Below are 25,360 nucleotides of genomic sequence, written 5' to 3' on the forward strand. Positions count from 1 at the left end.
CCCACCTACACTCGACGGGTGATTCGATTCGACAAGGTCACCAAGACCTATCCCGGCCAGAAGCGCGCTGCGCTCGACGCCGTCGACCTGGAGATCGAGAAGGGCGAGTTCGTCTTCCTCGTCGGCTCCTCCGGCTCGGGCAAGTCGACGTTCCTGCGCCTGATCCTTCGCGAGGCCCGGCCGACGACCGGTCGTGTCTACGTCGCCGGCAAGGAGATCAACAAGCTCTCGAGCTGGAAGGTGCCCAAGCTGCGCCGCCAGGTCGGCACGGTGTTCCAGGACTTCCGGCTGCTCCCCAACAAGACCGTGACCGAGAACGTCGCCTTCGCGCTGCAGGTCATCGGCAAGTCGCGCAGCGAGATCAACAAGGTCGTCCCGGAGACGCTGGAGATGGTGGGGCTCGAGGGCAAGGGCCACCGCATGCCCGACGAGCTCTCGGGCGGTGAGCAGCAGCGCGTCGCCGTGGCGCGTGCGTTCGTCAACCGGCCCATGATCCTCATCGCCGACGAGCCCACCGGAAACCTCGATCCCGCGACGAGCGTCGGCATCATGAAGCTGCTCGACCGGATCAACCGCACTGACACCACCGTGGTCATGGCGACGCACGACTCGTCGATCGTCGACCAGATGCGCAAGCGGGTCATCGAGCTCGACAACGGACTCGTCGTCCGTGACGAGGCCCGCGGCATCTACGGCTACCAGAACTAGGAGACGTCGATGCGAAGCACCTTGAGTGAGCTGCGTCAAAGCCTGTCCCGCAACAAGTCCATGACGATCTCGTTGGTCGTCACCATGACGGTCTCCCTGCTGCTCGTCGCCCTCGGTCTGCTGATCCAGAGCCAGGCCGACCGGACCGAGAAGTACTTCGGCTCCAAGCTCCAGCTGCAGGTCAACCTGTGCACCAAGAACTCGCCGAGCTCCAACTGCATCGGCGGGGTCGCGACGGACGACCAGAAGACGGCCGTGCAGCAGGCGTTGCGCGAGAACCCCGAGGTCAAGTCGTTCGACGTCCGCACGCCGAGTGACAACTACGAGCGGGCGCGTGCACTCCTCGGGCAGTCCGACTCCGGCCGCAAGCAGCTCGAGACCCTCAGCCCCGACTCGTTCCCCGAGTCGTACTTCGTGACGTTGAAGGACGCCGAAAAGTATGACGGCGTGGTCAGCCAGGTCTCGGGCATGGACGGCGTGGGCAACGTCAACTCGCTCAAGAAGCTGCTGAGTCCGCTGTTCGACTTCCTCACGAACATGAAGGTCGGTGCCTGGGCGGTTGCGCTGCTCCTGATCATCGCGGCGATCCTGCAGGTCTCCAACACGATCCGCATGACGGCGTACGCCCGGCGGCGGGAGATCGGCATCATGCGACTCGTCGGCGCCTCCAGCTGGCACATCCAGCTGCCGTTCGTCCTCGAGTCGCTGATCGCCGCGCTGCTGTCGGCGGCCTTCGCCGCTGGTGGCCTGGCTGCGTTCATGTACTTGGTGGTCTACCGCTACCTCCGGCACACGCTGGGCCAGCTGACGACGTGGGTGGGCTGGCATGAAGCCCTGATCGTCATGGGTGGGACGACGTTGCTCGCCCTGGTGCTCGCACTCGTACCCACGCTCGTCATGACGCGGAAGTACCTCGACGTCTAGCCACTCCCGACGCGGGAAATGCTTCACGGTGTGACTCATGTGACGTAAGGTGCGGGAGAGGCAACCGACACGTCTTCCCTCCGGGGAGGATCTTCCCCCGAGGTCGAGGTCATGTTTTCCACCACCCGCAGAGCATCGCTGGCGGTGCTGCTGGTCGCGGCGCTGATCGCTGCGCTGACGACCCCGTCGTTCGCCGACAAGCGTGACGACCTCGAGAAGCAGAAGAAGGGCGTCAGCGGCAAGATCGGTGACGCGAAGAAGGATCTCGAGCAGTCGACGCAGAAGTACGCCAACGCGGTGGCCGCGCTCAAGAAGGCCCAGGGCAAGCTCAACGCGGCCCAGTCCAAGCTCAGCAACACCCGCGGGGCCCTCGCCACCGCGAAGGCTCAGGACGCCCAGATGCAGGCCAAGCTGGTCTCGACCCAGGCCGAGCTCGACGCCGCCGTGGCGCGCCTCAGCCAGGGCAAGTCGGAGCTGCGCAGCTCCGAGGCCAAGGTCGAGCAGTTCGCGGTCCAGAACATCGAGCAGGGCGACCCGGGGATGCGTGCGTTCAGCGAGCTCCTGCAGGGCGAGGACCCCAGCGCGTTCACGGAGCAGATGAGCCTCAACGACGCGGTCAGCGACGATCAGCTCGCGACGATGCAAGGTCTCGCCGCCACCCGGGTGCTGCTCGAGGTCAACCGCAAGCGGGTGACGAAGCTGCGCGACCAGGTCAAGGTGCAGCGCGAGGCCGCCGCCGCCAACCTCGTCCGCAAGCAGCAGCTCGAAGCCGCAGCCGAGGATCAGAGGGCCCAGGTCGCCGAGCTCGTCGTCGCGCGCAAGGGTGCGCGCAAGACCGCGGCACGACTCCGTGAGGCCGACAAGAAGCAGCTGGCCTCGCTCGAGTCCGACCGCCGCAGCCTCGAGGCCAAGATCCGGGCGCTCACGCCCAAGCAGGTCAACAATGCCGGTGGCGACGGCGGGGGCACGCTTTCGTACCCGGTCAGCGGCTACCCGATCACCTCGCCGTACGGCATGCGGTTCCACCCCGTGCTGCACGTCTGGAAGCTGCACGACGGCACGGACTTCGGCGCGCCGTGCGGCACGCCGGTCCACGCCGCTGCGGGGGGCACGGTCCTGCAGACGTACTACAACGGCGGCTACGGCAACCGGATCATCCTCAACAACGGGCGGATGCGCGGCAAGGGGATCGTCACGACGTACAACCACCTGACGCGCTGGACCGTGCACCCGGGCGAGCGGGTCAAGCGCGGCGAGACGATCGGCTACTCCGGCACGACCGGGTACTCGACCGGCTGCCACCTGCACTTCATGGTCCTGGTCAACGGCGCGACCGTGAACCCGATGGGCTGGCTGTAGGGAAGCGTGCCGGTCGTCGAGTCGAGCGTGATCCTCGGGGTCGATCCCGCGACGGCGTTCGCGGTCTCGCAGACCACCGGCGAGACCAGGCTGCGGTGGGACCCGTTCATCCACGAGCAGCACCTGTTGGACGGCGCGACGACGCCCGCCAAGGGCGTACGGACCGCCACGCGACACCGGCTCAAGGTCCTGCGCATGACGAGTGAGTACGTGTCGTTCAACCCGCCGACCAACGTCGGGATGAAGATGCTCGACGGTCCGTGGTTCTTCGAGTCGTTCGCCGGTGGCTGGCGGTTCGCTGCTGAACCGGGCGGCGGCACGCGCGCGACCTGGCGCTACAACTTCCGCTGCCGTCCCCGCTGGCTGGCACCGGTCATCGAGTGGATCGGAGCCCGCGTGCTCCAGCGGGACATCGACCGGCGGATCGCGGGATTCGCCCGCGGGTGCGCCGACCCGGTGGTCCTGGCGGCCGTACGCCGCTGAGTGTCGGCCCGACATGAGAACATGGAGGCGTGGCCAAGGAAACCGGGCGCAAGCTCGTTGCGCAGAACAAGAAGGCGCGCCACGACTTCCACATCGAAGACACGTTTGAGGCCGGACTGGTCCTCACCGGCACCGAGGTGAAGTCGTTGCGTGCAGGTCGCGCATCCCTCGTCGACGGATTCGGTGAGATCGAGCGCGGCGAGGCGTGGCTGCTGCACGTCCACATCCCGGAGTACACCCAGGGCACGTGGACCAACCACGAGACCCGCCGGCGCCGCAAGATGCTGCTCAACCGCCAGGAGATCGACCGGATCGAGCGGCGTACGTCCGAGAAGGGCCTGACGATCGTCCCGCTCTCGCTCTACTTCAAGGACGGCCGCGCCAAGGTCGAGATCGCGCTCGCCAAGGGCAAGAAGACGTACGACAAGCGGCATGCGATCGCCGAGCGCGATGCGACCCGCGAGGCAGAACGCGACCTCGGACGCCGGCTCAAGGGCATGTAGCGGTGGCCCTGCAGGACGCCGACCTCCCGGCATGGACCGAGAAGCTCGGCATCCCGGGCATCGTCGACGTCCACACGCATTTCATGCCCCCGGCGATCCTCGCCAAGGTCTGGGCCTACTTCGACTCGGCGGGCCCGCTGCTCGGCCGCCCCTGGCCGGTGACCTATCGGGGGAGTGACGAGGAGCGCGTCGCACAGCTGCGCGCGATGGGGGTCAAGCGGTTCTCGGCGCTCTCCTACGCCCACAAGCCCGGCGTCGCCGAGTTCATGAATGCCTGGACCGGGGAGTTCGCGGCGAGCACGCCCGACGCGTTGCACTCGGCGACGTTCTATCCCGAGCCGGAGGCGGCGACGTACGTGCCGAAGCTCATCGCCGACGGGGTCGAGGTCTTCAAGGCGCACGTGCAGGTCGGGGACTTCGCCCCGAACGACCCGCTGCTCGAACCCGTCTGGGCCGCCCTCGCGGAGAGCGGCACGCCGATCGTCCTGCATGCCGGCTCCGGCCCCGCGCCCGGGACGCACACGGGCCCCGCCGGAGTCGCCGATGTGCTGTCGCGGCATCCGAACCTCGCGCTGATCATCGCGCACCTCGGGATGCCCGAGATCTCGGAATTCCTCGAGCTCGCTGAGACTTATGCCCACGTGCGGCTCGACACCACGATGGCGTTCGTCGACTTCTGGGGACTGCCGGTCCCCGATGGCGTGGTGCCGCGCCTGGCCGCGTTGCAGGACAAGATCCTGTTCGGCACCGACTTCCCCAACATCCCCTATGCGTACGCGCACCAGGTCGAGGTGCTCGAACGCCTCGACCTCGGCGACGAGTGGCTGCGCTCGGTGCTGTGGCACAACGGCGCCGAGCTGTTCGGGGTCGCGCCATGAGTGGAGACGGCATGAGACTCGCGAGCGCGCAGGGCAAGTGGCTGCTGGCCGCGATGATCCTCGGCTCCGGCATGGCGTTCCTCGACGGCTCGGTCGTCGGGCTCGCGCTGCCGGCCATCACGCGTGATCTCGGTGGCGGACTGCCGGGGCAGCAGTGGACCGTCAACGCCTACACGCTCACGCTCGCGGCGCTGATCCTGGTCGGCGGCTCGTTGGGCGACCGGCTCGGTCGCCGCCGGGTCTTCGTGGTCGGCGTCGTGTGGTTCGCCGCGGCATCGGTGGCCTGCGCCTTGGCGCCGACGATCGAGGTGCTGGTGGCGGCCCGTGGCCTGCAAGGCGTCGGCGCCGCACTCCTGACACCCGGCAGCCTGGCCATCATCTCGGCGTCGTTCGTGCCCGAGGACCGCGGCCCGGCGATCGGGGTCTGGTCGGGCCTCGCCGGGGTCACGACGGCCATCGGGCCCTTGGTCGGCGGCTGGCTGGTCGACTCCGTCGGCTGGCGCTCGATCTTCTGGATCAACGTGCCGCTCGCCGCGGCCGTGGTCTACCTGTCGGTCAAGCGCGTGCCCGAGACGACCGGCGAGCAGAAGAAGCTCGATCTCGGCGGCGCGGCTCTGACGGCGGCCGGACTGGCCTTCCTGACGTACGGGCTGGTCGAGAAGTCGTGGATGTGGTCGATCGGTGGCGTTCTCGTCCTGGTGGCGTTCGTCGTGCACCAGAAGGTCACGCCGCACGCGCTGGTGCCGCTCGAGCTGTTCGCCAACCGCGTGTTCACGGCGGCCAACATCTGCACGTTCGCGATCTATGGCGCGCTCGCTGCGTCGGGCTTCCTGCTGGTGCTGCAGCTCCAGTACGTCGCTGGGTTCTCGCCGCTCGAGGCGGGGCTCTCGACGATCCCGGCGACGATCCTGATGCTGCTGTTCTCCGCCAAGGCCGGCGCGCTCGCGACCCGCATCGGCCCTCGCTGGCCCATGACGTTCGGCCCGTTGGTGGCGGCCGGTGGCCTGCTGTGGTGGCTCATGATCGACGAGGACGCCACCTTCTGGATCGACGTGCTGCCCGGGTCGGTCATCTTCGGCGTCGGCCTGGTGCTGTTGGTCGCGCCGCTCACGACGGCGGTGCTGGCTGCGGCTCCCGACATGCAGACCGGGATCGCGTCAGGCATCAACAATGCGGTCGCGCGCACGGCGTCGCTGCTCGCGGTCGCCGCGATCCCGCCGATCGCCGGGATCGCCGGCTCGGACTTCGCCGACCCGGACGTGTTCGCGCCGGGCTTCCGCATGGGCACCCTGATCTGTGTCGGCATGCTGGTCGTCGCCGGAGCGTGCGCAGCCGCGCTGATCCACGGCCGTGCTGTCAGCCCCGAAGCCCTGCTCGCCGACGACTGATCGGAAGCCGTACGACCCGCTGCTGGAATTCCTGAGGCGGCCCGGAGGTTGTACAGGAGTAGGATGGAAGCGTTGCCTCGGCAGCGTTTGAAAACTCAAGAGGGGCTGATCGGTTTCGACTAAGGTCGTTCGATTCAGGTGAAGCGGGTAGAGGATCCAGGGTTATCTCTTAAACGATCTCTGGAAACCAACAAGTGCCGATTCAAAGCGCACTGACTTCGCCCTCGCTGCTTAAGCGATAGGTGAAGGGCTGGCCCGGGGGCGTTCCCGCTCCGGATCGCCAGTCTCATTTAGGGGACTTGCTGATCACACGGCGTCGCAGCGTGTGATCGGGACTTTTCTGCGACTGGGCCTGTCGGCGACGCGTTCGTCCGAGCGTCGGGGCCGAAAAAAGCGATAGACGAACTGCACCCGGAGAAGCCCTGACTCAGCGCCATAGGACCGGGGTTCGATTCCCCGCAGCTCCACGAATGAGAAGTGCCCCCTGCCGACCCCGTTCTTGGGTCGGCAGGGGGCACTTCTCATTCATGAACCCAGCAGAGTGAATCGAGTGGGCCCCTGACACGCGGCGCCTCAGTGCGGCGAAGCCGCCAGTCCAGCGTCGCCGGACAAGGGATCCCGGCAGCTCGCTCCTCGTGAATAGGATCCCGGCAGCTCGTGAAAGCAGCGGAGTGAATCGAGAGCGGTGCTTCTACAGCTCCGTCTCGGTCAACGGCTCGGGCGACCCCGCGACCCGGATCTCGACACGGGCGATCGAGCCCTTCGGCACGGCGCTCGAGGTCGACAAGGACGTCGCCTTGGGGCTCGTCGCGACCCACGACGCCGCGATCGTCTCGCGGCCGGACGTGTCGATGACGACGAGCTCGTACACGCGCTTGGCGCTGTAGCCGCTGGTGGCGAGGTAGTGGCAGTTCCAGTCGAGCCGCGTGCCCCATGACTTCTTCTCGACCCGCAGGCTGGCGGTGATGATGCCCGGCTGCACCTCGCTCATCGCGGCGAACTGGCCAGACGGTGCGTCATCCGCCGACCCCACGGCGTACCCGGCGACGCCGAGGCCCAGGGCCGCAGCGACTCCCGCACCAGCGATCGCGAGGCGTACGCGACGCCGGCGACGCACGGCCGCCGTGGCCAGCCGGGTCACGAGGCCGTCGGACTCAGGCACCTCGACCGGCTCGAGCAGTGCGATCGCCTCGTCCTTGCCCAGAGTCGCGAGGATGCCGGGCATGCCGGCGAGCTCGGCGACAGCGGCCGAGCAGGACGTGCACGTGGCCAGGTGCTCCTCGTACGCTCGTCGGTCGTCGGGCCCGAGCTGGCCGAGGACGTACGCGGCGTCCCAGTCGTGGAACGGATCGTCGTTCATCGCGTGACACCTCTTTCCTGCATCGCGAGCCTGAGGGCACGGAGTGCGTAGTGCATGCGTGAGCGGACCGTCCCTTCGGGAATGCCCTCCTCGCGCGCGACCTCGGCGGCGGACCGGCCGAGGTAGTAGGCGTTGACGACCGTCTGACGGTGCTCGGCGGACAGCGACCTGAGGGCGTCGGCCACCAGCCAGCGGTCGAGTGTGGCGTCGGTGCCGTCGCCGCGCAACGTCTCGGGCAGTCGCTCGCTCGTCACCTCGTGCAGATGGCGGGCGCTGCGCCGGTCGTCGATGACCAGGTTGCGGGCGACGGTGAACAGCCAGGCGCGCGATGCTGCATCGCCCTGCTCGAGGATGGCTGGGCGTCTCCACGCGCGGAACAGCGCCTCCTGCACCACGTCCTGGGCCAACGCCGGGTCGTACGTCAGCCGGGTGACGTAGCGCAGGAGGGCAGGCGCGTGCGCATCGTGCAGTGCACGCAACAGCTCGTCCTGGTCCTCGGGCATCGGTCCTCCAGCCCCTACAACGGGAAGCGCGGCCATTTCGTTCACCTTCTCCGTTCATTGAACGCCTCAGGCGTCCATCTCGTCCTCACAACAGGGGCGTGTCCGCGCCCCGCGAGATCGAGAACAGGTGATCGCCATGAACAGCAGGCTCACACTGGCCGTGGCAGGCGGTTCGCTCGCCCTGCTCAGCCTGACGGCATGCGGAGGCTCCGACTCGGCCGGCGCGGTGCCGCCGAAGGGCTCGGTCATCGGTACGTCCGACAGCTCGCTCGGCACGATCGTCGTCGACGGCAAGGGCATGACCGCGTACGTGTTCGACAAGGACTCGCCGGGCTCAGGCAAGAGCGCGTGCACGGGGGAGTGCGTCGAGGAGTGGCCCGCGATCACGTCCTCGTCCGACCAGCCCAAGGTCGACGGGGTGACCGGCAAGGTCGGCACGATCACGGGCAACGGTGGAGCCAAGCAGGTCACGCTCGACGGCAGGCCCTTGTACACGTACCACGACGACGGTGAGCCCGGCGACACCGAGGGCCAGGGCGCGGAGGGAGGCACGTGGTGGGTCGTGTCGCCCGCCGGGAAGAAGGTCACCGAGACGTCCGGCACCGGCGGCGGGGGCTACTGAGCGCTGGGGAGCCGACGTATCGTCGAAGACATGTCGACCTTCACTGACGCCCAGATCGAAGAAGCCCTCGAGTCGCTGCCCGGCTGGTCACAAGAGGGCGAGGCGATCGTCCGAACGTACGAGTTCGCTGACTTCCGCGCGGCGCTCACCTTCATGAACCGCGCGGCGGGCCCGGTCGAGGAGATGGACCACCACCCGGAGTGGACCAACGTCTACAACCGGGTCGACATCCGGCTCACCAGCCACGACGTCGGCGGCGTCACCGGCCGCGACATCCAGCTCGCGAACGTCCTCGAGCGCGTGGCCGGGGCGGTGGCCTAGGCCCAGAGGTCGCTGCCGAACTGGAACCAGATCGCCGAGATCACGGCGACGTACCAAAGGATGTTGATCAGCAGTGTCCACTCGGTCACGATCCGCGAGACCGGGTTGTCGGGGGCGTACGCACGCAGGTTTCGCGCGGTGACCCAGACGAAGATCGGGATCATGATGGTCCAGACCACCATGCAGTAGGGGCACAGGCCGTGGATGTCGTAGATGCTCTGGTACTGCAGCCACGTGACGAACGCGATGCCGAAGATCACGCCGAGCTGGAGGCCCAGCCACACGAACCTCGGCAGCGTGACCCGAGCCAGCACGAGGACGCCGATCACCACGACGATCGCGAAGCCGGCAACACCGATGATCGGATTGGGGAAGCCGAACGCCGAGGCCTGGTCGGTGTTGATGACCTTGCCGCAGCCGACGATCGGGTTGATGTCACAGGACGTGCTGCCCGGCTTGCCGTCGGCGAGGTCCTGGAGGTAGTTGACCTTCTCGATGATGAGCCTCGCGGCGGAGAACAGGCCGATCGCTCCGCCGATCGTCAGCAGGAGCCCGAGCGCGCGGCTCGCGAGGGTGTCGTCGCCCGTGGTGTCGACGTCGTCGATCAGATCGGTCATAACCGTGATCCTAGGGTGAGCGGGCAACCCGGGGTGGGGCACATCACTGGCGTAACCGGATTATGTGAGTTAGAGTCTTCACATACCACCAGTATGTGAGAGGTCATCATGAGCGCGGACACCACCACCCCCGAGCACGTCGACGTCATCATCGTCGGAGCTGGACTCTCCGGCATCGGCGCGGCGTACCGGCTCCAGGAGCAGTGCCCCGGCAAGTCGTACGCGATCCTCGAGGCACGCGAGGCCGTCGGCGGCACGTGGGACCTGTTCCGCTACCCGGGCATCCGCTCGGACTCCGACATGTACACGTTGAGCTTCCCGTTCCGCCCGTGGACCAACCGCAAGTCGATCGCTGACGGCGAGCACATCCGTGACTACATCAGCGACGCCGCCGACGAGTTCGGCATCGCCGAGCACATCCAGTTCGGTCACCGCGTGGTCTCGGCGTCGTGGTCGTCGGAGGACGCGCGCTGGACCGTGACGTCGCAGGTCGGCGACGCGCGCATCGTGCAGACCGCGTCGTTCCTCTACCTCTGCAGCGGCTACTACAACTACGACAAGGGCTTCCAGCCGGAGTTCCCCGGTCTCGACTCGTTCGACGGGCAGGTCGTGCACCCCCAGTTCTGGCCCGAGGACCTCGACTACGCCGGCAAGAAGGTCGTCGTGATCGGCAGTGGCGCGACGGCGGTGACCTTGATCCCGTCGATGGCGGAGGACGTCGAGCACATCACGATGCTGCAGCGCTCTCCGACCTACATCACGACGCTGCCGGCCGAGGACAAGCTCGCGCAGGTCATGCGCAAGGTGCTCCCGGCGAACCTCGCGCACCGGGCGGTCCGCCGCAAGAACGCGATCGTCACGATCGGCTTCTACCAGTTCTGCCGGCGCTTCCCGGCTGCGGCGACCAAGCTGCTGCTGGGCCGGGTCAAGCGCCAGCTGCCCGAGGGCGCCGACATGACGCACTTCACACCCCGCTACAAGCCGTGGGACCAGCGCCTGTGCATCGTGCCCAACGGTGACCTGTTCCGGGTCATTCGCCGGGGCAAGGCGTCGATCGTCACCGACACGATCAAGACGTTCACCCCCACCGGCATCGAGCTCGACTCCGGTCAGCACCTCGACGCCGACGTCGTCGTCACCGCCACCGGTCTGCAGGTCGTCGCGTTCGGCCAGCTCGAGATCGAGGTCGACGGCCAGCGCGTCGACCCGCACGAGGTCTATGTCTACAAGGGGCTGATGTTCAGCGGCGTGCCCAACCTTGCGTGGTGCGTCGGCTACACCAACGCGTCGTGGACCCTGCGCGCCGACCTGTCGTCGCAGTACGTGTGTCAGTACCTCAATCACCTCGACGCCAAGGGCTACGCGTTCGGCATGCCCGACCCCAAGGGTGCGGCCGGGCAGGCACGGCCGATCCTCGACCTGACCTCGGGCTATGTCATGCGCGTCGCGGACCTGCTGCCGCAGCAGGGCACCAGCTCGCCGTGGACGATCCGGCAGAACTGGCTCCTCGACTCGTACGACATGAAGCGGACCGACCTGGAGCAGGACATGGTGTTTGAGAAGGCCACGGTGTCCGTCTCCGCCTGAGCCCGGGGGCGATGCGCCAGCTTGTCTGCGGGCAGTCCATGATGGTGGCTGCGCGTCGGGGGATCGCACCTGCTCTGGCGTGTCGCCACGACCAGGTGCCTGGGGGAACGCATGACCGACGCTGCCACGACCGAACCGAGCCAGCCCACCAACCGCCGACGGTTGCTCCTCGTCCTCGGAGCGGTCCTGATCGTCGTGATCGCGCTCGTCGTGGGGTCGTTCCTGTACGCGGCCTCGGCAGCGAAGGGCAAGGCGTCGGACTACGACGACGCGTACGCCGCGTGGAAGGCCAAGGACAAGCCGGTCCTGCTCGCGGCGACCGCCAAGGTGCCGAGCACGACGTTTCCGATCAAGGGAGACGTCTACACCGCGAAGAGCCGGCGGTCACAGAAGCAGGGGTGTGATGCCGTGGCGGCATCGCGCAAGGACATCGCGGCCGCGGCCGACCGTCTGCCGACCATCGACGGCGGCGGGCTGCTCGGCACCGTCAGCTCGGACTACAGCGACGCCGGCGACCACTCGGTGAAGCGCCAGAAGGTCGTGAAGGCGTACGTCAAGCGGGCCTCTGCCGCGTTGGCGCAGATCGAACGCGACTGCCGCTTCAACATCAAGGTCAACTCGACCTCCGCCGCCTACTCGAAGGTGTTCAACCAGGCCACGAAGTACCTCCTCAAGCGTGGGCAGTCCGAGGGCAATGGCAGCTGCACGAGCTTTGACACCTGTGTGTCGCCGCTCGCCTCGAAGAAGAACAAGTACGCCGACCTGCGGCTCAAGGCGACGCGCATGTATGAGTCGACCGGATTGAAGCTGTGGACCTCGAGCGCGTGCACCGAGACGTCCTTCAAGACGGCCTGCCGCACGATCGGCCAGGCCTACACCGCATCGACCAAGCAGCAGCTCAAGAACTACCGGTACGTCCGCACGAGTCGTTCGGCCGTCAACAACCCGGGGATCTCGAAGGGCAACAAGAAGCTCGACAAGATCGCCGCGCAGGGGCAGAAGCGCATCAGGAAGGCTGTGCTGGCCCTTGGGCCGGCCTACGCCAAGGACAAGAAGGTGCGACGCTCGCCAGGCTGGACGGAGAACTTCTTCACGCTGTCGGCGCGGATCCTGCTGGACGACCTCGCGGACGAGCGGGCGGCGCTCGGCAAGCTTTAGGTCTGGCAGCGCGGGCACCAGAACGTGTTGCGCTCGGTGGTCGGCTGATCGCCGAGCGAGCCGCTGCGCAGCGGGGTGCCACACCGCCGGCAGCGCGCGCGCTCTCGCCCGTAGACCCAGCGCTCCTCGCCGTGGCGGGCACTGCCGGTGAACGATCGCTCGATGCGGGACTTGTTGACATCGAGCATCCTCTGGCCTCGTGAGATCACCCGTCGGACGTCGGCGATGTCGCCCACCGGCCGGGCCGGGGCGAGACCCATCAGGAACAGCAGCTCGTTGACGTACTCGTTGCCGAACCCGGCGACGTTGCGCTGGTCGAGCAGGGCGAGGAACACCGGCCGGCCCGGATCGGCAGTGACGCGCCGGGCTGCCTCGTCGAGGTCGAAGTCAGGGCCCAGCAGATCGGGCCCGAGGTGGCCGACCACCGAGTCCTCGTCGGTGCGAGCCAGCACCTCGAGGATGCCGAGTGAGTAGCCCACGGTCTGCCACTCGTCATTCTCCAGCACCGCGCGTGCCGTGTGGCCCGGCCGACGCCACGGGCTGCCGAGCCGGTAGACGTGCCAGGCGCCCTCCATCTTGAGGTGGGAGTGGATCGAGTGCTCGGGCGTGCGGATCAGCAGATGCTTGCCGCGGCTGACCACCTCGTCGACAGACGTGCCGGTGAGGTCGACCGTCGCCCAGGCGGGCACGCGGAAGTCGGTGCGCGTCAGCTCTCGGCCCGCGAGCGCCTTGTCCAGGTGGCGTGCGGTGCGCCAGACCGTGTCGCCCTCAGGCATCGAGGCGGAGGCCCTTGATCGTGCGCTCGAAACCCGCCTCGAGCAGCGCCTCGCCGAACGGTGTGCCGGCGACGGACTGTCCGTCGGCGGTCTCGATCGACAAGCGACTGATGCGCTTGGCGCGCACGGTGGTGGCGAGCGACGCTGCGGCGGCCGCCAGCCGTGCGGGCTGGTCGTCGAACATCAGGACCTTGCGCCCGCCGCGTTCGAGATAGGCGACGAGGCGACCGTCGTGGATCACCACGAGCGATCCGGCCTTGCGCGCCGGTCGGTGCCGGGTGCCCTCGTCGTCGGTGCTGCGTTCGGGCCACGGCAGCGCGGCGCCGAACGGGTTGGCCGGATCGGTCGCGGCGAGCGTGAGTGCCGCTGCATCGCTGGGCCGGTCGTCGTCGGTGACGTGACCGCGCATGCGGTCGACCGTGGCGGGAGCCGCGAACTGGGCCGCTCCGAGGGTCTCGATGTAATAGCCGCGGAGCACGGCTCCGGTCTGCTCGAGCTCGCGCAGGACGCGGTAGACGCCCGCGAACCCGCCGGGGGTCTGCTCGGCCATGACGGAGCCACGGGTCACCACCCCGTAGCGCCCGACCAGGGACTCGGTTCGAGCCAGCTGGAGGCTGGTCGGGTCGCTCGACGTCTCGGCGAGGGCGAACCACCGGCCGCTGACGGTCGGCGGTCCCTGCAGCGCGACTCGCGGGGCTCGCGCACGCCGGCCATGAATGCGGGCCCGGGGCGTGGGACGCGTCGTGCGGTGCGCGCCGCCACGACCGACGAGGGTGCGGACCGGCGCGAACGTGTCGTTGCTGACCCGGCCGGACCACACGAGGTCCCACAGGGCGTCAGCCAACGCGCCGTGGTCGTCGGTGCCGACCGTGTCGGCGAGCTGGCGGAACAGGAACGCGCCACCCCCGTCCAGGGCGTCGGCGATGGTCGCCTGCAGGGAGTCGGCCTCGGGCGGGGTCGTGCCGGCAGCACGGAGCACGAGGTCGGCCGGGTGCAGCTGGACCCAGCCGTCGTTGCCAGGAAGGGTGCCTGCACCCGACCACATGACCTCGCCCGCCGTCGTGAGCTCGTCGAGCATGGCCGGGGAGTAGTCGCGTACGCGTGCCGGGAGCACGAGCGACTCCCAGGCCGAGGCAGGCAGCGCCAGGCCGGCCAGCTGGTCGATCGCGGTCAGCACGCCGTCGGGCCCGCGGAGGTTGCCACCCACGCCCTGCCAGGACGGGAGGAAGCGGGCGTAGGTCACCGGGTCGACCGGTTCGACCTGGTGGCGCGCAGCGGCGAGCGAGCGGGAGCGCAGACGGCGCAGCACACCCGGCTCGACCCACTCGGTGCCGGTGGCCTGTGGCCGGAACTCGCCCTCGGTCAACCGACCGTCGCGCGAGAGGCGGCGCAGGACCTGGAGCACCACCGCGCTGCCGAGCCCGAACCGGGCGGCGGCCTCGTCGGTCGTGAACGGGCCGTGCGTGCGGGCGAAGCGTGAGAACAGATCGGTCAGCGGGTCAGCAGTGACTTCGAGGAACGCCTCGGGCACGCCCATCGGCACCACGACTCCCAGCGCGTCACGCAGGCGGCCGGCGTCCTCGACCACGGCCCAGCGCACCTCGCCGGCCATCGCCACCTCGATGACCCGTCGCGACTCCTGCAGCTCGCCGAGCCAGGTCGCGGCATGCATCGCGACCTCGGGCTGCAGCCGCGCGACAACCTCCGTGGTGGTGAGTGGGCCCAGCATGCGAAGCAGATCGGCGACGCCCTCGACGTCCTTGGCCCGCCGGTCGTCGGTCAGGCGCTGCAGCTCGAGCTCGGTCTGCTCGATCACGGCGGGGTCGAGCAGCTCACGCAGCTCGGCGCGGCCCAGCAGCTCGGCGAGGAGGGTCGGGTCGAGCGTCAGCGCCGATGCCCGGCGCTCGGCCAACGGGGTGTCGCCTTCGTAGAGGAAGGCGGCGACATAGCCGAACAGCAGGTTCTGGGCGAACGGCGAGGCGCGCTCGGTCGTGACCTCGGCGATCTGGACCTCTCGCGACGCCAGCCGCGTGGTCAGCGCCATCAACGCCGGCAGGTCATAGACGTCCTGGAGGCACTCGCGGGCCGTCTCGAGCAGGATCGGGAACGTCGGGTGGTTGCGGGCCACGTCGAGCAGCTGGGCCGACCGTTGGCGCTGCTGCCACAGCGGCGCCCGGGACCCGGGGTTGCGCCGGGGCAGGAGCAGGGCCCGTGCGGCGCACTCGCGAAATCGCGAGGCGAACAGCGCCGAGCCGCCGACCTCTTCGGTGACGATCTTGTCGAGGTCGTCGGTGTCGAACACGAACAGGTCGGCTCCCGGGGGCTCGACCTCGGTGTCGGGGATGCGAGCGACGATCCCGTCGTCGCTCGCCACGACGGATCCGTCCATGCCGTAGCGCTCGACGATGCGGGCACCGATCGCGAGAGCCCACGGGGCATGGACGCGCCGGCCGAACGGGGAATGCAGGACGACCCGCCAGTCGCCCAGCTCGTCGCGGAACCGCTCGACGACCAGCGTGCGGTCGGACGGGACCTGACCCGTGGCCTCCTTCTGGTCGCGGAGGTAGGCCGCGAGGTTGTCGGACGCCTGACGGCCGAGGCCGAGAGCTGACGTGCGCTCCGCCAGCTTGGCGGGCGAGAGACTCGATGCCTCGCGGACGAAGCCGCCGATCGCCTCGCCGAGCTCATAGGGCCGGCCGACCGCGTCGCCCTTCCAGAACGGCAGCCGAGCGGGTTGGCCGAACGCCGGTGTGACGATGACCCGGTCGTGGGTGATCTCCTGGATGCGCCAGCTCGTGGCGCCCAGGGCGAAGACGTCGTTGATGCGCGACTCGTAGACCATCTCCTCGTCGAGCTCGCCGACCTTGCGGCTGGCGCCGGAGTCGTCGGTGCCTGCGGCGAGGTTGACCGAGAACATGCCACGATCGGGGATCGTGCCTCCGCTGGTGACCGCGAGGCGCTGAGCGCCCGGCCGGCCGGTCAGCGTGCCGGCGTCGCGGTCCCACACGAGCCTGGGTCGCAGCTCGGCGAACTCGTCTGAGGGATAGCGGCCCGCGAGCAGGTCGAGTGTCGCGTCGTAGGCGGAGCGTGGGAGCGTCGCGAACGGGGCGCTGCGGCGTACGGTGTCGAACCACTCCTCGACGTCGATCGGCTCGAGAGCGGTCACGGCGACGGTCTGCTGGGCGAGGATGTCGAGCGGGTTGGCGGGGATGTCGAGCCGCTCGATCAGGCCCTGCTGCATGCGCGAGGTGGTGACGGCGGCGCCCAGCAGGTCCTGGCGCGAGGTCGGGAACGTCACGCCTTGCGAGACCTCGCCGACCTGGTGCCCGGCGCGTCCGACCCTCTGAAGCCCGCTGGCGACCGACGGCGGCGATGAGACCTGGATGACGAGGTCGACGGCGCCCATGTCGATGCCCAGCTCGAGGCTCGAGGTCGCGACGACGCAGCGCAACCGGCCTGACTTGAGCTCGTCCTCGATCAGCGCTCGCTGCTCCTTGCTGACCGATCCGTGGTGCGCCCGGGCCAGGACGGCCTCGGCTCCCGAGCTCTGCGCGCTGCCGCCCATGAGCTGGGCCGGGGGGCGCCCGGTGCCGGTGCTGACCGGCTCCGCACCGGAGTGCGAGGCGTAGGCCTCGTTGAGCCGGGCGGTGAGGCGCTCAGCGACGCCACGGGAGTTGACGAAGATGATCGTCGAGCGGTGCTCGAGGACCCGCTGCATGATGGCTTCCTCGACGTGCGGCCAGATGCTGCCGCGTGGCTGCTCGTCATCGAGGGCCCGGGCCGCGCTGCCCTCGTCGCGGGGCGGAGCCGGGATGCTCGTCATGTCGTCGACCGGCACCTGCACCTCGAGGGCCAGGCGCGCCGGCGACTCCGGAGCGACGACCGCCACCCGGGAGGCGCCGCCCAGGAACCGCGCGACCTCGTCGTGCGGGCGTACGGTCGCGCTGAGGCCGATCCGGCGCGCCGGCTGGTCGAGCAGGGCGTCGAGCCGCTCGAGCGACAACGCGAGGTGCGCGCCTCGCTTGGTGCCTGCCACGGCGTGGATCTCGTCGACGATCACGGTCTCGACCGCGCGCAGCGTCTCGCGTGCGGCCGAGGTCAGCATGAGGAACAGCGACTCGGGCGTCGTGATCAAGATGTCGGGCGGGTGGGTCACGAGGGCCCGGCGATCGCGCTGGGGGGTGTCGCCGGAGCGGACGCCGACCGTGACCTCGCGGAACTCGTCGCCGCGCCGCGCCGCCGCCTGCGTGATGCCGACGAGCGGCGACCGCAGGTTGCGCTCGACGTCGACCGCGAGCGCCTTGAGCGGGGAGATGTAGAGCACCCGGGTGCCCTCGGACTCGCCGGCATGCATGAGCCGGTCGATCGAGGACAGGAAGGCCGCCAGGGTCTTGCCCGATCCGGTCGGGGCGACCACCAGGACGTGCTCGTCGCCGGCGACCGCGTCCCACGCCCCGAGCTGGGCCGGAGTCGGCGCATCGAAGGACTCGTCGAACCACTGCCGGGTGGCGGGGGCGAATCGGTCGAGCGTGCCGGTCATCGTCCCATCGTCGCAGCCACCACCGACATGCGCCCGGGAGTGCCGGGACCAGCGGCTCGGGCCGGATAGTCTGAGCATCGGTCCGTACGTCCAGGCAAGGGGAGCGGGAGTGTCGGAGAAGCGGCTCAAGGGCATCGCCGCGCTCGTGGGGGTCGCGCTCCTGGCAGCGGTCACGCTCGGCGCACTGCTCGGCTCGCGGGCGACGGCCGGCGACCTCCAGACCGAGGCCGAACGCGCGCTCGCCGGTGCGGACCTTGCCGACGTGCGCGTCACCTTCCACGGCCGGGAGGCCGAGCTCAGTGGCAGCGACGCCGACCAGCTCGCCAAGGCTCGGCGCATCGTCGAGGGGATCGACGGGGTTCGTTGGGCCGACGTCGCGCAGACCGGCACCCCGGCACCCCGACCGCCCGACACGACTCCCACGCTCAGGCTCAGGCACACCGGTGCCGGCATCTCGATCGAGGGCACGGTGCCCGACGCCGATGCGGCCGCGGGCATCAAGGCGCGGGTCGCCGAGGACTTCGCGGTCCCGGTCACCGGCGACCTCATGATCGACCCGGCCGTGGGCGGTGCGCCGTGGATCGCGCGGCTGCCCGGCGTCTTCGGCGACATCGTCGGCGTCAAGGGCCTCAGGCTCGCGATCGACGGCACCGGCACGCTCGACCTGTCCGGCTCGATCGAGAGCCGGGCCGGGGCGGACGACGTACGCCGCCTGGTCGCCCAGGCCGCGCCCGGTCTCGACGTCGTGGGTCGTCTGGACGTACGGCCGGGCCCCTTGTCCGAGGCGGATGCGGCCGTCCTCAACACGGCGACGCTCTACTTCGCGTCGGACAGCTCCAGGCTGCGTGCCTCCGGCAGGCGGGTGCTCGACTCGGTCGCGGAGGTCCTCGCCCGCAATCCTGCTGTCGAGCTCCGAGCGGGTGCTCACGCGGGACCGCACGACCCGGCCGCGGGGGAGGTGCTCGGCCTGGCCCGCGTCGCCGCGGTCAAGGCCTACCTGGTCCGCGCCGGTGTGAGCCCCGAGCGGCTCAGCACAAGGACGTTCGCGTCCGACAGTCGTACGGTCGGCGCGTCGGCCGGGAAGTTCCGTCGCGTCGACTTCGTCGTGACGAGCCACTGAGCGTGTCGGCGTACACGATCGGCGAGATCGTCGGGTGGTTGCTGCTGGCTGCGGTGCTCGGGTTCGCCCTGGGGTGGATCGCACGTGAGCTGGTGCTCCGACAACGCGAGGCGACCCGTGCGGCGGACGTACCGCAGATGAAGCAGCCCGAGCCGGTCGCGCCGCCGGCCCCGGTCCCGGCCAGGAAGGCTGCCGCGAAGAAGACGGCCGCGAAGAAGACTCCGGCCAAGAAGGCTGCGGCGAAGAAGGCTCCGGCCAAGAAGGTGGCAGCCAAGAAGGCCGCCACGAAGAAGGCGGCAACGAAGAAGGCGCCGCCTCAGCCCGGGCCCGACGACACCTGACCGACAGGCCCGTGGCGGTACGCCGAGTGCCCCTGCGCATGAGGCATGCTGGCGGCATGAAGTTGCGCCTGCTCGTCGCGGTCACTGCGGCGGCCCTCACCCTGACCGCCTGCTCCTCGTCGTCGGACGGCAAGAAGGAGCCGACGACACCTGACGCGTCCAAGGGCACCGCTGAGAAGCTCGTCGAGATCTCGCCACTGACGGGTCGCCCGATGCCTCACGGCCGCCCGGCCAACCCGGTCTTCGTCGTCAAGATCGAGAACACGGAGGGTGGCGCTCCCCAGTACGGTCTCAACAAGGCTGACCTGGTGATGGAAGAGCTCGTCGAGGGCGGTCTGACGCGACTCGCGGCGTTCTACTACTCCACGATCCCGTCCAAGATCGGGCACGTACGTTCACTGCGCGACACCGACATCGGCATCGCCTCACCGGTCGGCGGCCAGGTCGTGGCATCCGGCGGCGCGGCCGGCACCTACCGGCGGGTCCAGCGGGCCGGCGTCACGGTGTTCTCCGAGGACGGCGGTGCACCGGGCTTCAGCAGCGACCCGCTGAAGGTGCGCCCCTACAACCGGCTGATCAACCTCAAGACCGTGGCGAAGAAGGCCAAGGCCACCAGGATCCTCGGCCCCTACCTGCCCTGGACGCCCAGGAAGTCCACGGCGAAGCCAGCCGCCACCACCGGCACGCCGCCCGCTCCGCCACGGCACAAGACCACCCGCGCAGCGACCGTACGCTTCTCCAACTCGACGTCCACCCGTTGGAAGCTCGCCGGCGGCACGTGGCAGCGCACCAACGGGCATGCCGCGGCCGGGCAGGACTTCAAGGCCAACACGATGATCGTGATGTTCTGCCGCGTCGGTGACGCAGGCTACACCGATCCCGCCGGCAACCCCGTCCCGGAGACCAAGTTCGAGGGCTCGGGCCGGGCGCTGGTGTTCCACGGCAGCACCGTGACCGAGGTCGAGTGGCACAAGCCGAGTCTTGACGAGGCGATCACGTTCCGGACCAAGGCCGGCCAGGCGTACACGATCGATCCGGGCAAGGTCTTCTTCGAGCTCGTGCCCAAGGGGGACGGCAAGGTCACCCTCGGCTGACCTTTCGACAGGCTCAAGGAGCGAGGGGCCGGCTCAGGGAGCGGGAGCGAGCGTCAGTCGATCGAGGGCAGCAGGCGCAGGCCGGCGAGGATCGTGCCGATGGCCGCCTGCACGTGCTCGCTCGCGGCCTCAGGGTCCTCGGCGTCGGCCACGAATTCCGACGCCGACCTGATGGCACCGTAGAACACCGCGCCGAACGCCTCGTTGAGCTCGCCGCCGCCACCGAGATCGGCCAGCAGGTCGTCGACCGTGCGCTGCACGATGCCGAATGACGAGGCCCGCTCCGCCTCGGCCCAGCGTTCGTGGCCCAGGGCGACGGGGCCCTCCTGCATGCAGATGCGGCGGAACTGCGGCTCGCGGCAGACTTCAAGGAACTTCTCGAGGCCGATCTGGGCCCGCTCCCACGGGTCCTTGGAGGCGTTGATGGCCTTCTCGACGTCGTTGGCGGTGGCTTCCTGCACCCGGAAGAACACACTTTCGAAGAGCGCGAGCTTGCTGGGGAAGTGGTGGTAGAGCGCGCCCTTGGTGACCCGCGCGGCGGCCACGACCTCGTCGAGCGAGGTGCCGGCATAGCCGTGATCGGTGAACAGCGTCGTGGCGCTCTCCAGGAGGGCCCGCTTGGTGCTGGACGAATAGTCCTGGCGCCGCGTCGTCTTGCGCGCGGTCCGCAGGACGCTCTTCGTCACGCGTGCGTGGTTGGGCATACCGACCAGTCTAGGGCCCGGCAGCCCTCGTGGGGCGAATCACATACCGGGGGTTTGTCTTTGGTGCGAGTCTCGAACATACTGAGAGTACGTACCGAGAGTATGGAACTCTCGATTCGACGGGAACAGAAAGGAGCACACCATGACCTGGGATGCTTACAACCGTCGCAAGGAAACACTCCGTGACCTGCTCGCGATCGCCGATCGGCGCCGCGACCTGACACTCACCGAACTGCTCGACACGGTCGACGAGGGCCGCAGTGCCTTCGCGAACGAGACCGAGCTTCTCTTCGATCTCCAGATGGCCTGGTTCCAGCGCCTCAGTGGACAGCTGGACCGCCTCGTCAGCGAGAGCGTCGAGACCCCCGAGCTGATGGCCGTCACCGCATGGGTCAACGCCGCGGCAGAGATGCCCGGCGCCCGCGCCCTGCTGGACGCTCATCTCCACGAACCCGCGCTCGCCAAGGCATTCGCCAAGGAGCAGGCCTTCCTGGCTGCTTCGGCCGGCGTGCCGATGGATCATCCGGACCTCACGGGTCACGGTCGCCGCATCATGGACTCCGCTCGTGAGTCCGTGGTCGACGAGATCGAGATCGTGGACGAGGAGCCCCGCATGGGACTCGTCGCCAAGCTGCGCAGCGTCATCGCCGCGTAGTCCTCTGGTTCAGGACCACCCCGTCCGGCGCCGCCCTCCCTCAGGGCGCCGGGCGGGGTTGTGTCTTTTCAGGACCGCTTCGTCGCGAGCCCGGTGATCTGCTCGCCGACCTCGACCTCGATCGCGTCGCGGAACTCCGAGCGGAAGATTCCCAGAGTCACCTGGCTCGCGATCGGCAGCAGGTTCTCGACGATGCTGAGGACCTGCGGCCAGTCGTCCTCGGGCAGCCCCGCGTCGATGAACGGCTGGACCAGCTCCTTGACGACCTCGCGGACGAACGCGTCGGCGATCGTCCGCAGGTGGGACTTGAGCAGAGGGAACAGGGCGATGACGGTCTCGGGGGCGAGCCCGAGCTTGACCGCGGCAGCTCCCGAGCGTACGACCGCCGGTTCGATCAGGCGGACCTGGTCGCTGCCGATCTTCTCCACGAGACCGAGGCCGACCAGCGACTCGATCAGCGTGTCGTCGCGGTGCACCCCGGCCAGTGCTGCCAGGTCGTCGCGCGACATCGTCTCGGGCTCGGCGGTGTCCGGCTGGTCGAGGATCGCGATGAGGTCGAGGGTGTGCCCGGCGGCGTGGGGGGCGTTGAGGATCGCCTTCTCGATCGCCGCCAGCGTGAAGCCGCGCTCGATCAGCTGGCGGATGAGCTGCAGCCGCTGCAGGTGCTCGCGGTTGTAGTAGCCCGTACGTCCTTCGAGTCGTGGCGCCTCGATGAGGCCACGGCCGGCGTACGCCCGGACGTTGCGGACCGTCATCTGGGCTCGCGCGGCGAGCTCGTCGACGGTGAACTCCTCGCCGTCCGTCGGATCCTCTGGCATGCAGGAATCATAGGGGCAGCTCGATTGCGGGCGGAGCGTGGTGGCAGGGGGCATCATGGAGGCATGGACACGTTGCGAGGGAGGCTCCTGGTGGCCACGCCGGCCATCGAGTCCGGCCCGTTCATGCGCAGCGTCGTGTTCGTCCTCGACCACGACGCCGACGGAGCCCTCGGCGTTATCCTCAACCGGCCGCTCGACTCCGAGGTCGACGACGTGCTGCCCGACTGGGCCGGCCTCGTCAACGCACCTGTGTGCCTGTTCGACGGCGGGCCCGTGGCGATGGACTCGGCGCTCGCGCTCGGCGTCATCGCCGACGTCGCACCTCCGATCGGCTGGCGCCAGATGGCCGGGCGCGTGGGCCTCGTCGACCTCGAGGGACCGCTGCCGGGCAACGGCGAGTTCGCCGGCATCCGGGTGTTCGCGGGCTATGCGGGGTGGGGCGCGGACCAGCTCGAGGCCGAGCTCGAGGAGGGTGCGTGGCTGGTCGTCGAGGCCCAGGACGCCGACCTCATCTCGCCGCAGCCCGAGACGCTCTGGCGCGAGGTCCTGCGACGCCAGGACAACGACGTGAGGTTCTGGACGACATTCCCCGACGACCCCTCCGCCAACTGACCCGCGTGTCCTGAGGACTCGTTAGACTGGCCACGTGGCTTTCTTCGGGCGAGGTACTCAGACGGTTGTCGACGAGCGCACCGACATGCGCACCGAAGAGGGTGACCACGAGAAGTTCTCGCACTACGTCCCCAAGGACGAGCTGACCGAGGCCATGATCATGGGTCACCCCGTCGTCGCCCTGTGCGGCAAGGTGTGGGTGCCGAGCCGTGATCCTGAGCGCTTCCCGGTGTGCCCCGAGTGCAAGGACATCTGGGAGAGCCTCAACGACGGCGACGAGGGGGACCCCTCGGGTGACGCGTAGCCAGCACCTCCGGGTCTGGCAGCGTGAGGCATTCGAGCTCTACCAGCGCGCGCAACCGCGCGACTTCCTCACGGTCGCCACGCCGGGCGCCGGCAAGACGACCTTTGCCCTGACGATCGCCGCCGACCTGCTCGCCCGCGGCGTCATCGAGCGCGTCGTCATCGTCACGCCGACGGACCACCTCAAGACCCAGTGGGCGCTCGCCGCGTCCGGCATCGGCATCACGCTCGACCCGTCGCTGGCCGGGCAGGGTGTGCTCGGCAAGGACTTCCAGGGCTTTGCCGTCACGTACGCCGGGCTCGCGGTCAACCCCAATGCCTATCGGGCGCGCATCGAGCACCGCCCGACGCTCGTGATCCTCGACGAGGTGCACCACGCGGCCGACGCGCTGTCGTGGGGCGATGCCGTCCAGGAGGCGTGCGACCCCGCAGTGCGGCGCCTCGCCCTCACCGGCACCCCGTTCCGCTCCGACGACAACCCGATCCCGTTCGTCACCTACGCGCCGCAGCACGACGGCACGATGACGAGCGTCGCCGACTACTCCTACGGCTATGCCCAGGCGCTCAAGGACCGGGTCGTACGTCCGGTGCTGTTCATGGCCTACTCCGGCCAGATGCACTGGCGCACCCGAGCCGGCGACGAGGTCGCGGCGCGGCTCGGTGAACCGCTCGACCGGGCGGCGACGGCGCAGGCGCTGCGCACGGCGCTGGACCCCAACGGCTCGTGGATCCCCGAAGTCATCACGGCGGCCCACACCCGGCTGATGGAGGTGCGCCGCGACGTTCCCGACGCCGGCGGCATGGTGATCGCGAGCGACCAGGACACCGCGCGGCAGTATGCCGCCGTGCTCGCCGAGATCTCCGGTGCGGCGCCGACCGTCGTGCTGTCCGACGAGGCCGGCGCGAGTGCGCGGATCGCCGAGTTCTCCGCCGGGATGACCCCCTGGATGGTCGCCGTGCGCATGGTCAGCGAGGGCGTCGACGTTCCACGCCTCTCCGTGGGTGTGTATGCCACCACGACCTCGACGCCGCTGTTCTTCGCCCAAGCGGTCGGCCGGTTCGTGCGGGCCCGGCGCAAGGGTGAGACCGCGTCGATCTTCGTGCCGAGCGTGCCACGCCTGCTGCAGTTGGCGTCCGACCTCGAGGCGCAGCGCGATCACGTCATCGGTCGGCCGGTCAAGGACGAGCAGGACCTCTTCGCCGCCGAGGCCGAGCTGATGGCCAAGGCCAACGAGGACCAGGGTGCCTCGGACCAACTGGGGGAGTACCGCGCGCTCGGCAGCGACGCGTCCTTCGACCGGCTGGTCTACGACGGCGGCGAGTTCGGCTACGACGCGCTGTCGGATGACGACGGCGAGCTGGACTTCCTCGGCATCCCGGGGCTGCTCGACCACGACCAGGTCGCCGAGCTGCTGCGCACGTCACGAGCCAAGCGGGCCAAGGCGAAGGCCAAGGACGCCTCGGCGCCCGAGGCCGATGTCGCCTTCGAGAAGCGCAGCGAGCTGCGACGCGAGCTGCACGCGCTCGTGGGCGCCTGGCACCACCGCACAGGTGCGCCGCACGGTGTCACGCACAGCCGGCTGCGGCAGCAGTGTGGCGGGCCCCCCGCGGCCCAGGCCTCGGCCGCACAGCTGCAGGAGCGCATCGACGCGATCCGCGCCTGGGCGCTCAAGGCCTCCGGCTGATCAGGCCGCAGGCGTGAGCGTCCGCTCCCGCCGGTACTCGCGCCACTCCCAGGCAATGCGGTCTCGGTTGACGCACCAGACGATCAACCAGAGCGGCCACCATGCGCCGGCAACCACGCCGATCACGACGCTCTTCCAGACCGGGTAGCCGCTGAGGCACCGGCTCCGGCGATAGCTCGCCACGGCGACGACGAGGAACACGACCCAGTTGGCCGTCGTGAGGAGCACCTCGCCCAGCGACGGCGACAGCGGGCTGAGCTCCATGGCTCGAGCCTACGGCTCACCGCGTGCGGCAGGGTGC

26 protein-coding genes and 1 other RNA gene are annotated in these 25,360 nt (G+C 69.3%); 19 read left to right on the plus strand and 8 right to left on the minus strand.

Annotated features, from left to right (window positions below):
• The first annotated feature begins 18 nt into the window (after positions 1–18).
• From ftsE to ssrA, 8 genes are all read left to right on the plus strand, one after another.
• Complete coding sequence (ftsE, locus tag ASC61_RS13040) at positions 19–708, plus strand: cell division ATP-binding protein FtsE (RefSeq protein WP_056212567.1); 690 nt, start codon at positions 19–21, stop codon at positions 706–708.
• 9 nt (positions 709–717) lie between these two features.
• Positions 718–1,632 (plus strand): permease-like cell division protein FtsX, encoded by a 915-nt coding sequence (gene ftsX / locus ASC61_RS13045; protein WP_082530658.1) that lies wholly within the window; start codon positions 718–720, stop codon positions 1,630–1,632.
• Positions 1,633–1,743: 111 nt separating this feature from the next.
• Positions 1,744–2,991 carry a peptidoglycan DD-metalloendopeptidase family protein gene (locus ASC61_RS13050; RefSeq protein WP_082530659.1) on the plus strand — a complete coding sequence of 416 codons (1,248 nt, stop codon included), beginning with the start codon at positions 1,744–1,746 and terminating at the stop codon, positions 2,989–2,991.
• Between the two features lie 6 nt (positions 2,992–2,997).
• On the plus strand, positions 2,998–3,474 hold the full coding sequence (locus ASC61_RS13055; protein WP_056212573.1) for a type II toxin-antitoxin system RatA family toxin: 477 nt from the start codon (positions 2,998–3,000) through the stop codon (positions 3,472–3,474).
• Between the two features lie 29 nt (positions 3,475–3,503).
• Positions 3,504–3,977 (plus strand): SsrA-binding protein SmpB, encoded by a 474-nt coding sequence (smpB, locus tag ASC61_RS13060; RefSeq protein WP_056212575.1) that lies wholly within the window; start codon positions 3,504–3,506, stop codon positions 3,975–3,977.
• 2 nt (positions 3,978–3,979) lie between these two features.
• Positions 3,980–4,855, plus strand: coding sequence for an amidohydrolase family protein (locus ASC61_RS13065; protein ID WP_056212577.1), 876 nt, complete (start codon positions 3,980–3,982; stop codon positions 4,853–4,855).
• Positions 4,856–4,866: 11 nt separating this feature from the next.
• Positions 4,867–6,243: an MFS transporter gene (locus ASC61_RS13070; protein ID WP_200935452.1), complete on the plus strand. Its 1,377-nt coding sequence runs from the start codon at positions 4,867–4,869 to the stop codon at positions 6,241–6,243.
• A 101-nt stretch (positions 6,244–6,344) separates the two neighbouring features.
• Positions 6,345–6,713: a transfer-messenger RNA gene (ssrA, locus tag ASC61_RS19450) on the plus strand.
• A 221-nt stretch (positions 6,714–6,934) separates the two neighbouring features.
• Here ssrA and ASC61_RS13075 read toward each other — a convergent pair.
• Both ASC61_RS13075 and ASC61_RS13080 read right to left on the minus strand, forming a co-directional pair.
• On the minus strand, positions 6,935–7,603 hold the full coding sequence (locus ASC61_RS13075) for an anti-sigma factor family protein (protein ID WP_056212579.1): 669 nt from the start codon (positions 7,601–7,603) through the stop codon (positions 6,935–6,937).
• Positions 7,600–8,106 carry a sigma-70 family RNA polymerase sigma factor gene (locus ASC61_RS13080; RefSeq protein WP_056212581.1) on the minus strand — a complete coding sequence of 169 codons (507 nt, stop codon included), beginning with the start codon at positions 8,104–8,106 and terminating at the stop codon, positions 7,600–7,602. The genes ASC61_RS13075 and ASC61_RS13080 overlap by 4 nt, the downstream gene beginning before the upstream one ends.
• A gap of 136 nt (positions 8,107–8,242) precedes the next feature.
• Between ASC61_RS13080 and ASC61_RS13085 the strand changes: the two genes are divergently transcribed.
• Positions 8,243–8,728 carry a COG4315 family predicted lipoprotein gene (locus tag ASC61_RS13085; RefSeq protein WP_056215662.1) on the plus strand — a complete coding sequence of 162 codons (486 nt, stop codon included), beginning with the start codon at positions 8,243–8,245 and terminating at the stop codon, positions 8,726–8,728.
• Positions 8,729–8,758: 30 nt separating this feature from the next.
• Complete coding sequence (locus ASC61_RS13090; protein ID WP_056212583.1) at positions 8,759–9,049, plus strand: 4a-hydroxytetrahydrobiopterin dehydratase; 291 nt, start codon at positions 8,759–8,761, stop codon at positions 9,047–9,049.
• Here ASC61_RS13090 and ASC61_RS13095 read toward each other — a convergent pair.
• The gene (locus ASC61_RS13095) at positions 9,046–9,666 is read right to left on the minus strand and encodes a vitamin K epoxide reductase family protein (RefSeq protein ID WP_056212585.1); all 621 of its coding nucleotides are present in this window, start codon (positions 9,664–9,666) and stop codon (positions 9,046–9,048) included. The two genes, ASC61_RS13090 and ASC61_RS13095, sit on opposite strands and share 4 nt — an antisense overlap.
• 108 nt (positions 9,667–9,774) lie before the next feature.
• Here ASC61_RS13095 and ASC61_RS13100 point away from each other — a divergent pair, with 108 nt between their 5' ends.
• Both ASC61_RS13100 and ASC61_RS13105 read left to right on the plus strand, forming a co-directional pair.
• Positions 9,775–11,253 (plus strand): flavin-containing monooxygenase, encoded by a 1,479-nt coding sequence (locus ASC61_RS13100; protein WP_056212587.1) that lies wholly within the window; start codon positions 9,775–9,777, stop codon positions 11,251–11,253.
• A gap of 111 nt (positions 11,254–11,364) precedes the next feature.
• Entirely contained in the window at positions 11,365–12,411 is a 1,047-nt protein-coding gene (locus tag ASC61_RS13105; protein ID WP_056212590.1) for a hypothetical protein, read from the plus strand.
• Here ASC61_RS13105 and ASC61_RS13110 read toward each other — a convergent pair.
• Together ASC61_RS13110 and ASC61_RS13115 are read right to left on the minus strand one after the other, a co-directional pair.
• Positions 12,408–13,187, minus strand: coding sequence for a DNA-formamidopyrimidine glycosylase family protein (locus tag ASC61_RS13110; protein WP_056212591.1), 780 nt, complete (start codon positions 13,185–13,187; stop codon positions 12,408–12,410). The two genes, ASC61_RS13105 and ASC61_RS13110, sit on opposite strands and share 4 nt — an antisense overlap.
• Positions 13,180–17,727, minus strand: coding sequence for an ATP-dependent helicase (locus ASC61_RS13115; protein ID WP_056212593.1), 4,548 nt, complete (start codon positions 17,725–17,727; stop codon positions 13,180–13,182). The genes ASC61_RS13110 and ASC61_RS13115 overlap by 8 nt, the downstream gene beginning before the upstream one ends.
• Positions 17,728–17,836: 109 nt before the next feature.
• On the opposite strand from ASC61_RS13115, the gene ASC61_RS13120 reads away from it, so the two are divergent.
• From ASC61_RS13120 to ASC61_RS13130, 3 genes are read left to right on the plus strand one after another with little or no spacing between them, the layout of a single operon-like run.
• Entirely contained in the window at positions 17,837–18,847 is a 1,011-nt protein-coding gene (locus ASC61_RS13120) for an OmpA family protein (RefSeq protein ID WP_056212595.1), read from the plus strand.
• Between the two features lie 2 nt (positions 18,848–18,849).
• Positions 18,850–19,188: a hypothetical protein gene (locus ASC61_RS20110; protein WP_200935454.1), complete on the plus strand. Its 339-nt coding sequence runs from the start codon at positions 18,850–18,852 to the stop codon at positions 19,186–19,188.
• A gap of 56 nt (positions 19,189–19,244) precedes the next feature.
• On the plus strand, positions 19,245–20,282 hold the full coding sequence (locus tag ASC61_RS13130; RefSeq protein ID WP_056212597.1) for a DUF3048 domain-containing protein: 1,038 nt from the start codon (positions 19,245–19,247) through the stop codon (positions 20,280–20,282).
• Between the two features lie 53 nt (positions 20,283–20,335).
• Here ASC61_RS13130 and ASC61_RS13135 read toward each other — a convergent pair whose 3' ends face one another.
• Positions 20,336–20,986, minus strand: a complete 651-nt coding sequence (locus ASC61_RS13135; RefSeq protein ID WP_056212598.1) for a TetR/AcrR family transcriptional regulator — start codon at positions 20,984–20,986, stop codon at positions 20,336–20,338.
• Positions 20,987–21,128: 142 nt separating this feature from the next.
• Between ASC61_RS13135 and ASC61_RS13140 the strand changes: the two genes are divergently transcribed.
• Positions 21,129–21,641, plus strand: a complete 513-nt coding sequence (locus tag ASC61_RS13140) for a hypothetical protein (protein ID WP_056212599.1) — start codon at positions 21,129–21,131, stop codon at positions 21,639–21,641.
• Positions 21,642–21,709: 68 nt separating this feature from the next.
• On the opposite strand, the gene ASC61_RS13145 is transcribed toward ASC61_RS13140, so the two are convergent.
• Positions 21,710–22,459: a MerR family transcriptional regulator gene (locus tag ASC61_RS13145; protein ID WP_056212600.1), complete on the minus strand. Its 750-nt coding sequence runs from the start codon at positions 22,457–22,459 to the stop codon at positions 21,710–21,712.
• A 63-nt stretch (positions 22,460–22,522) separates the two neighbouring features.
• Between ASC61_RS13145 and ASC61_RS13150 the strand changes: the two genes are divergently transcribed.
• Genes ASC61_RS13150 through ASC61_RS13160 form a run of 3 tightly spaced genes read left to right on the plus strand, consistent with a single transcriptional unit; the run spans position 22,523 to position 25,059 of the window.
• Positions 22,523–23,071: a YqgE/AlgH family protein gene (locus ASC61_RS13150; RefSeq protein ID WP_056212601.1), complete on the plus strand. Its 549-nt coding sequence runs from the start codon at positions 22,523–22,525 to the stop codon at positions 23,069–23,071.
• A gap of 34 nt (positions 23,072–23,105) precedes the next feature.
• Entirely contained in the window at positions 23,106–23,375 is a 270-nt protein-coding gene (locus ASC61_RS13155) for a DUF3039 domain-containing protein (RefSeq protein ID WP_425458383.1), read from the plus strand.
• On the plus strand, positions 23,365–25,059 hold the full coding sequence (locus tag ASC61_RS13160; RefSeq protein WP_056212603.1) for a DEAD/DEAH box helicase: 1,695 nt from the start codon (positions 23,365–23,367) through the stop codon (positions 25,057–25,059). Before ASC61_RS13155 ends, ASC61_RS13160 begins: the two co-directional genes overlap by 11 nt.
• On the opposite strand, the gene ASC61_RS13165 is transcribed toward ASC61_RS13160, so the two are convergent.
• Positions 25,060–25,323 (minus strand): hypothetical protein, encoded by a 264-nt coding sequence (locus ASC61_RS13165; RefSeq protein ID WP_056212605.1) that lies wholly within the window; start codon positions 25,321–25,323, stop codon positions 25,060–25,062.
• Positions 25,324–25,360 lie beyond the last annotated feature (37 nt).

It is taken from the genome of Aeromicrobium sp. Root344 (assembly GCF_001425755.1).
Taxonomy (GTDB): Bacteria; Actinomycetota; Actinomycetes; order Propionibacteriales; family Nocardioidaceae; genus Aeromicrobium.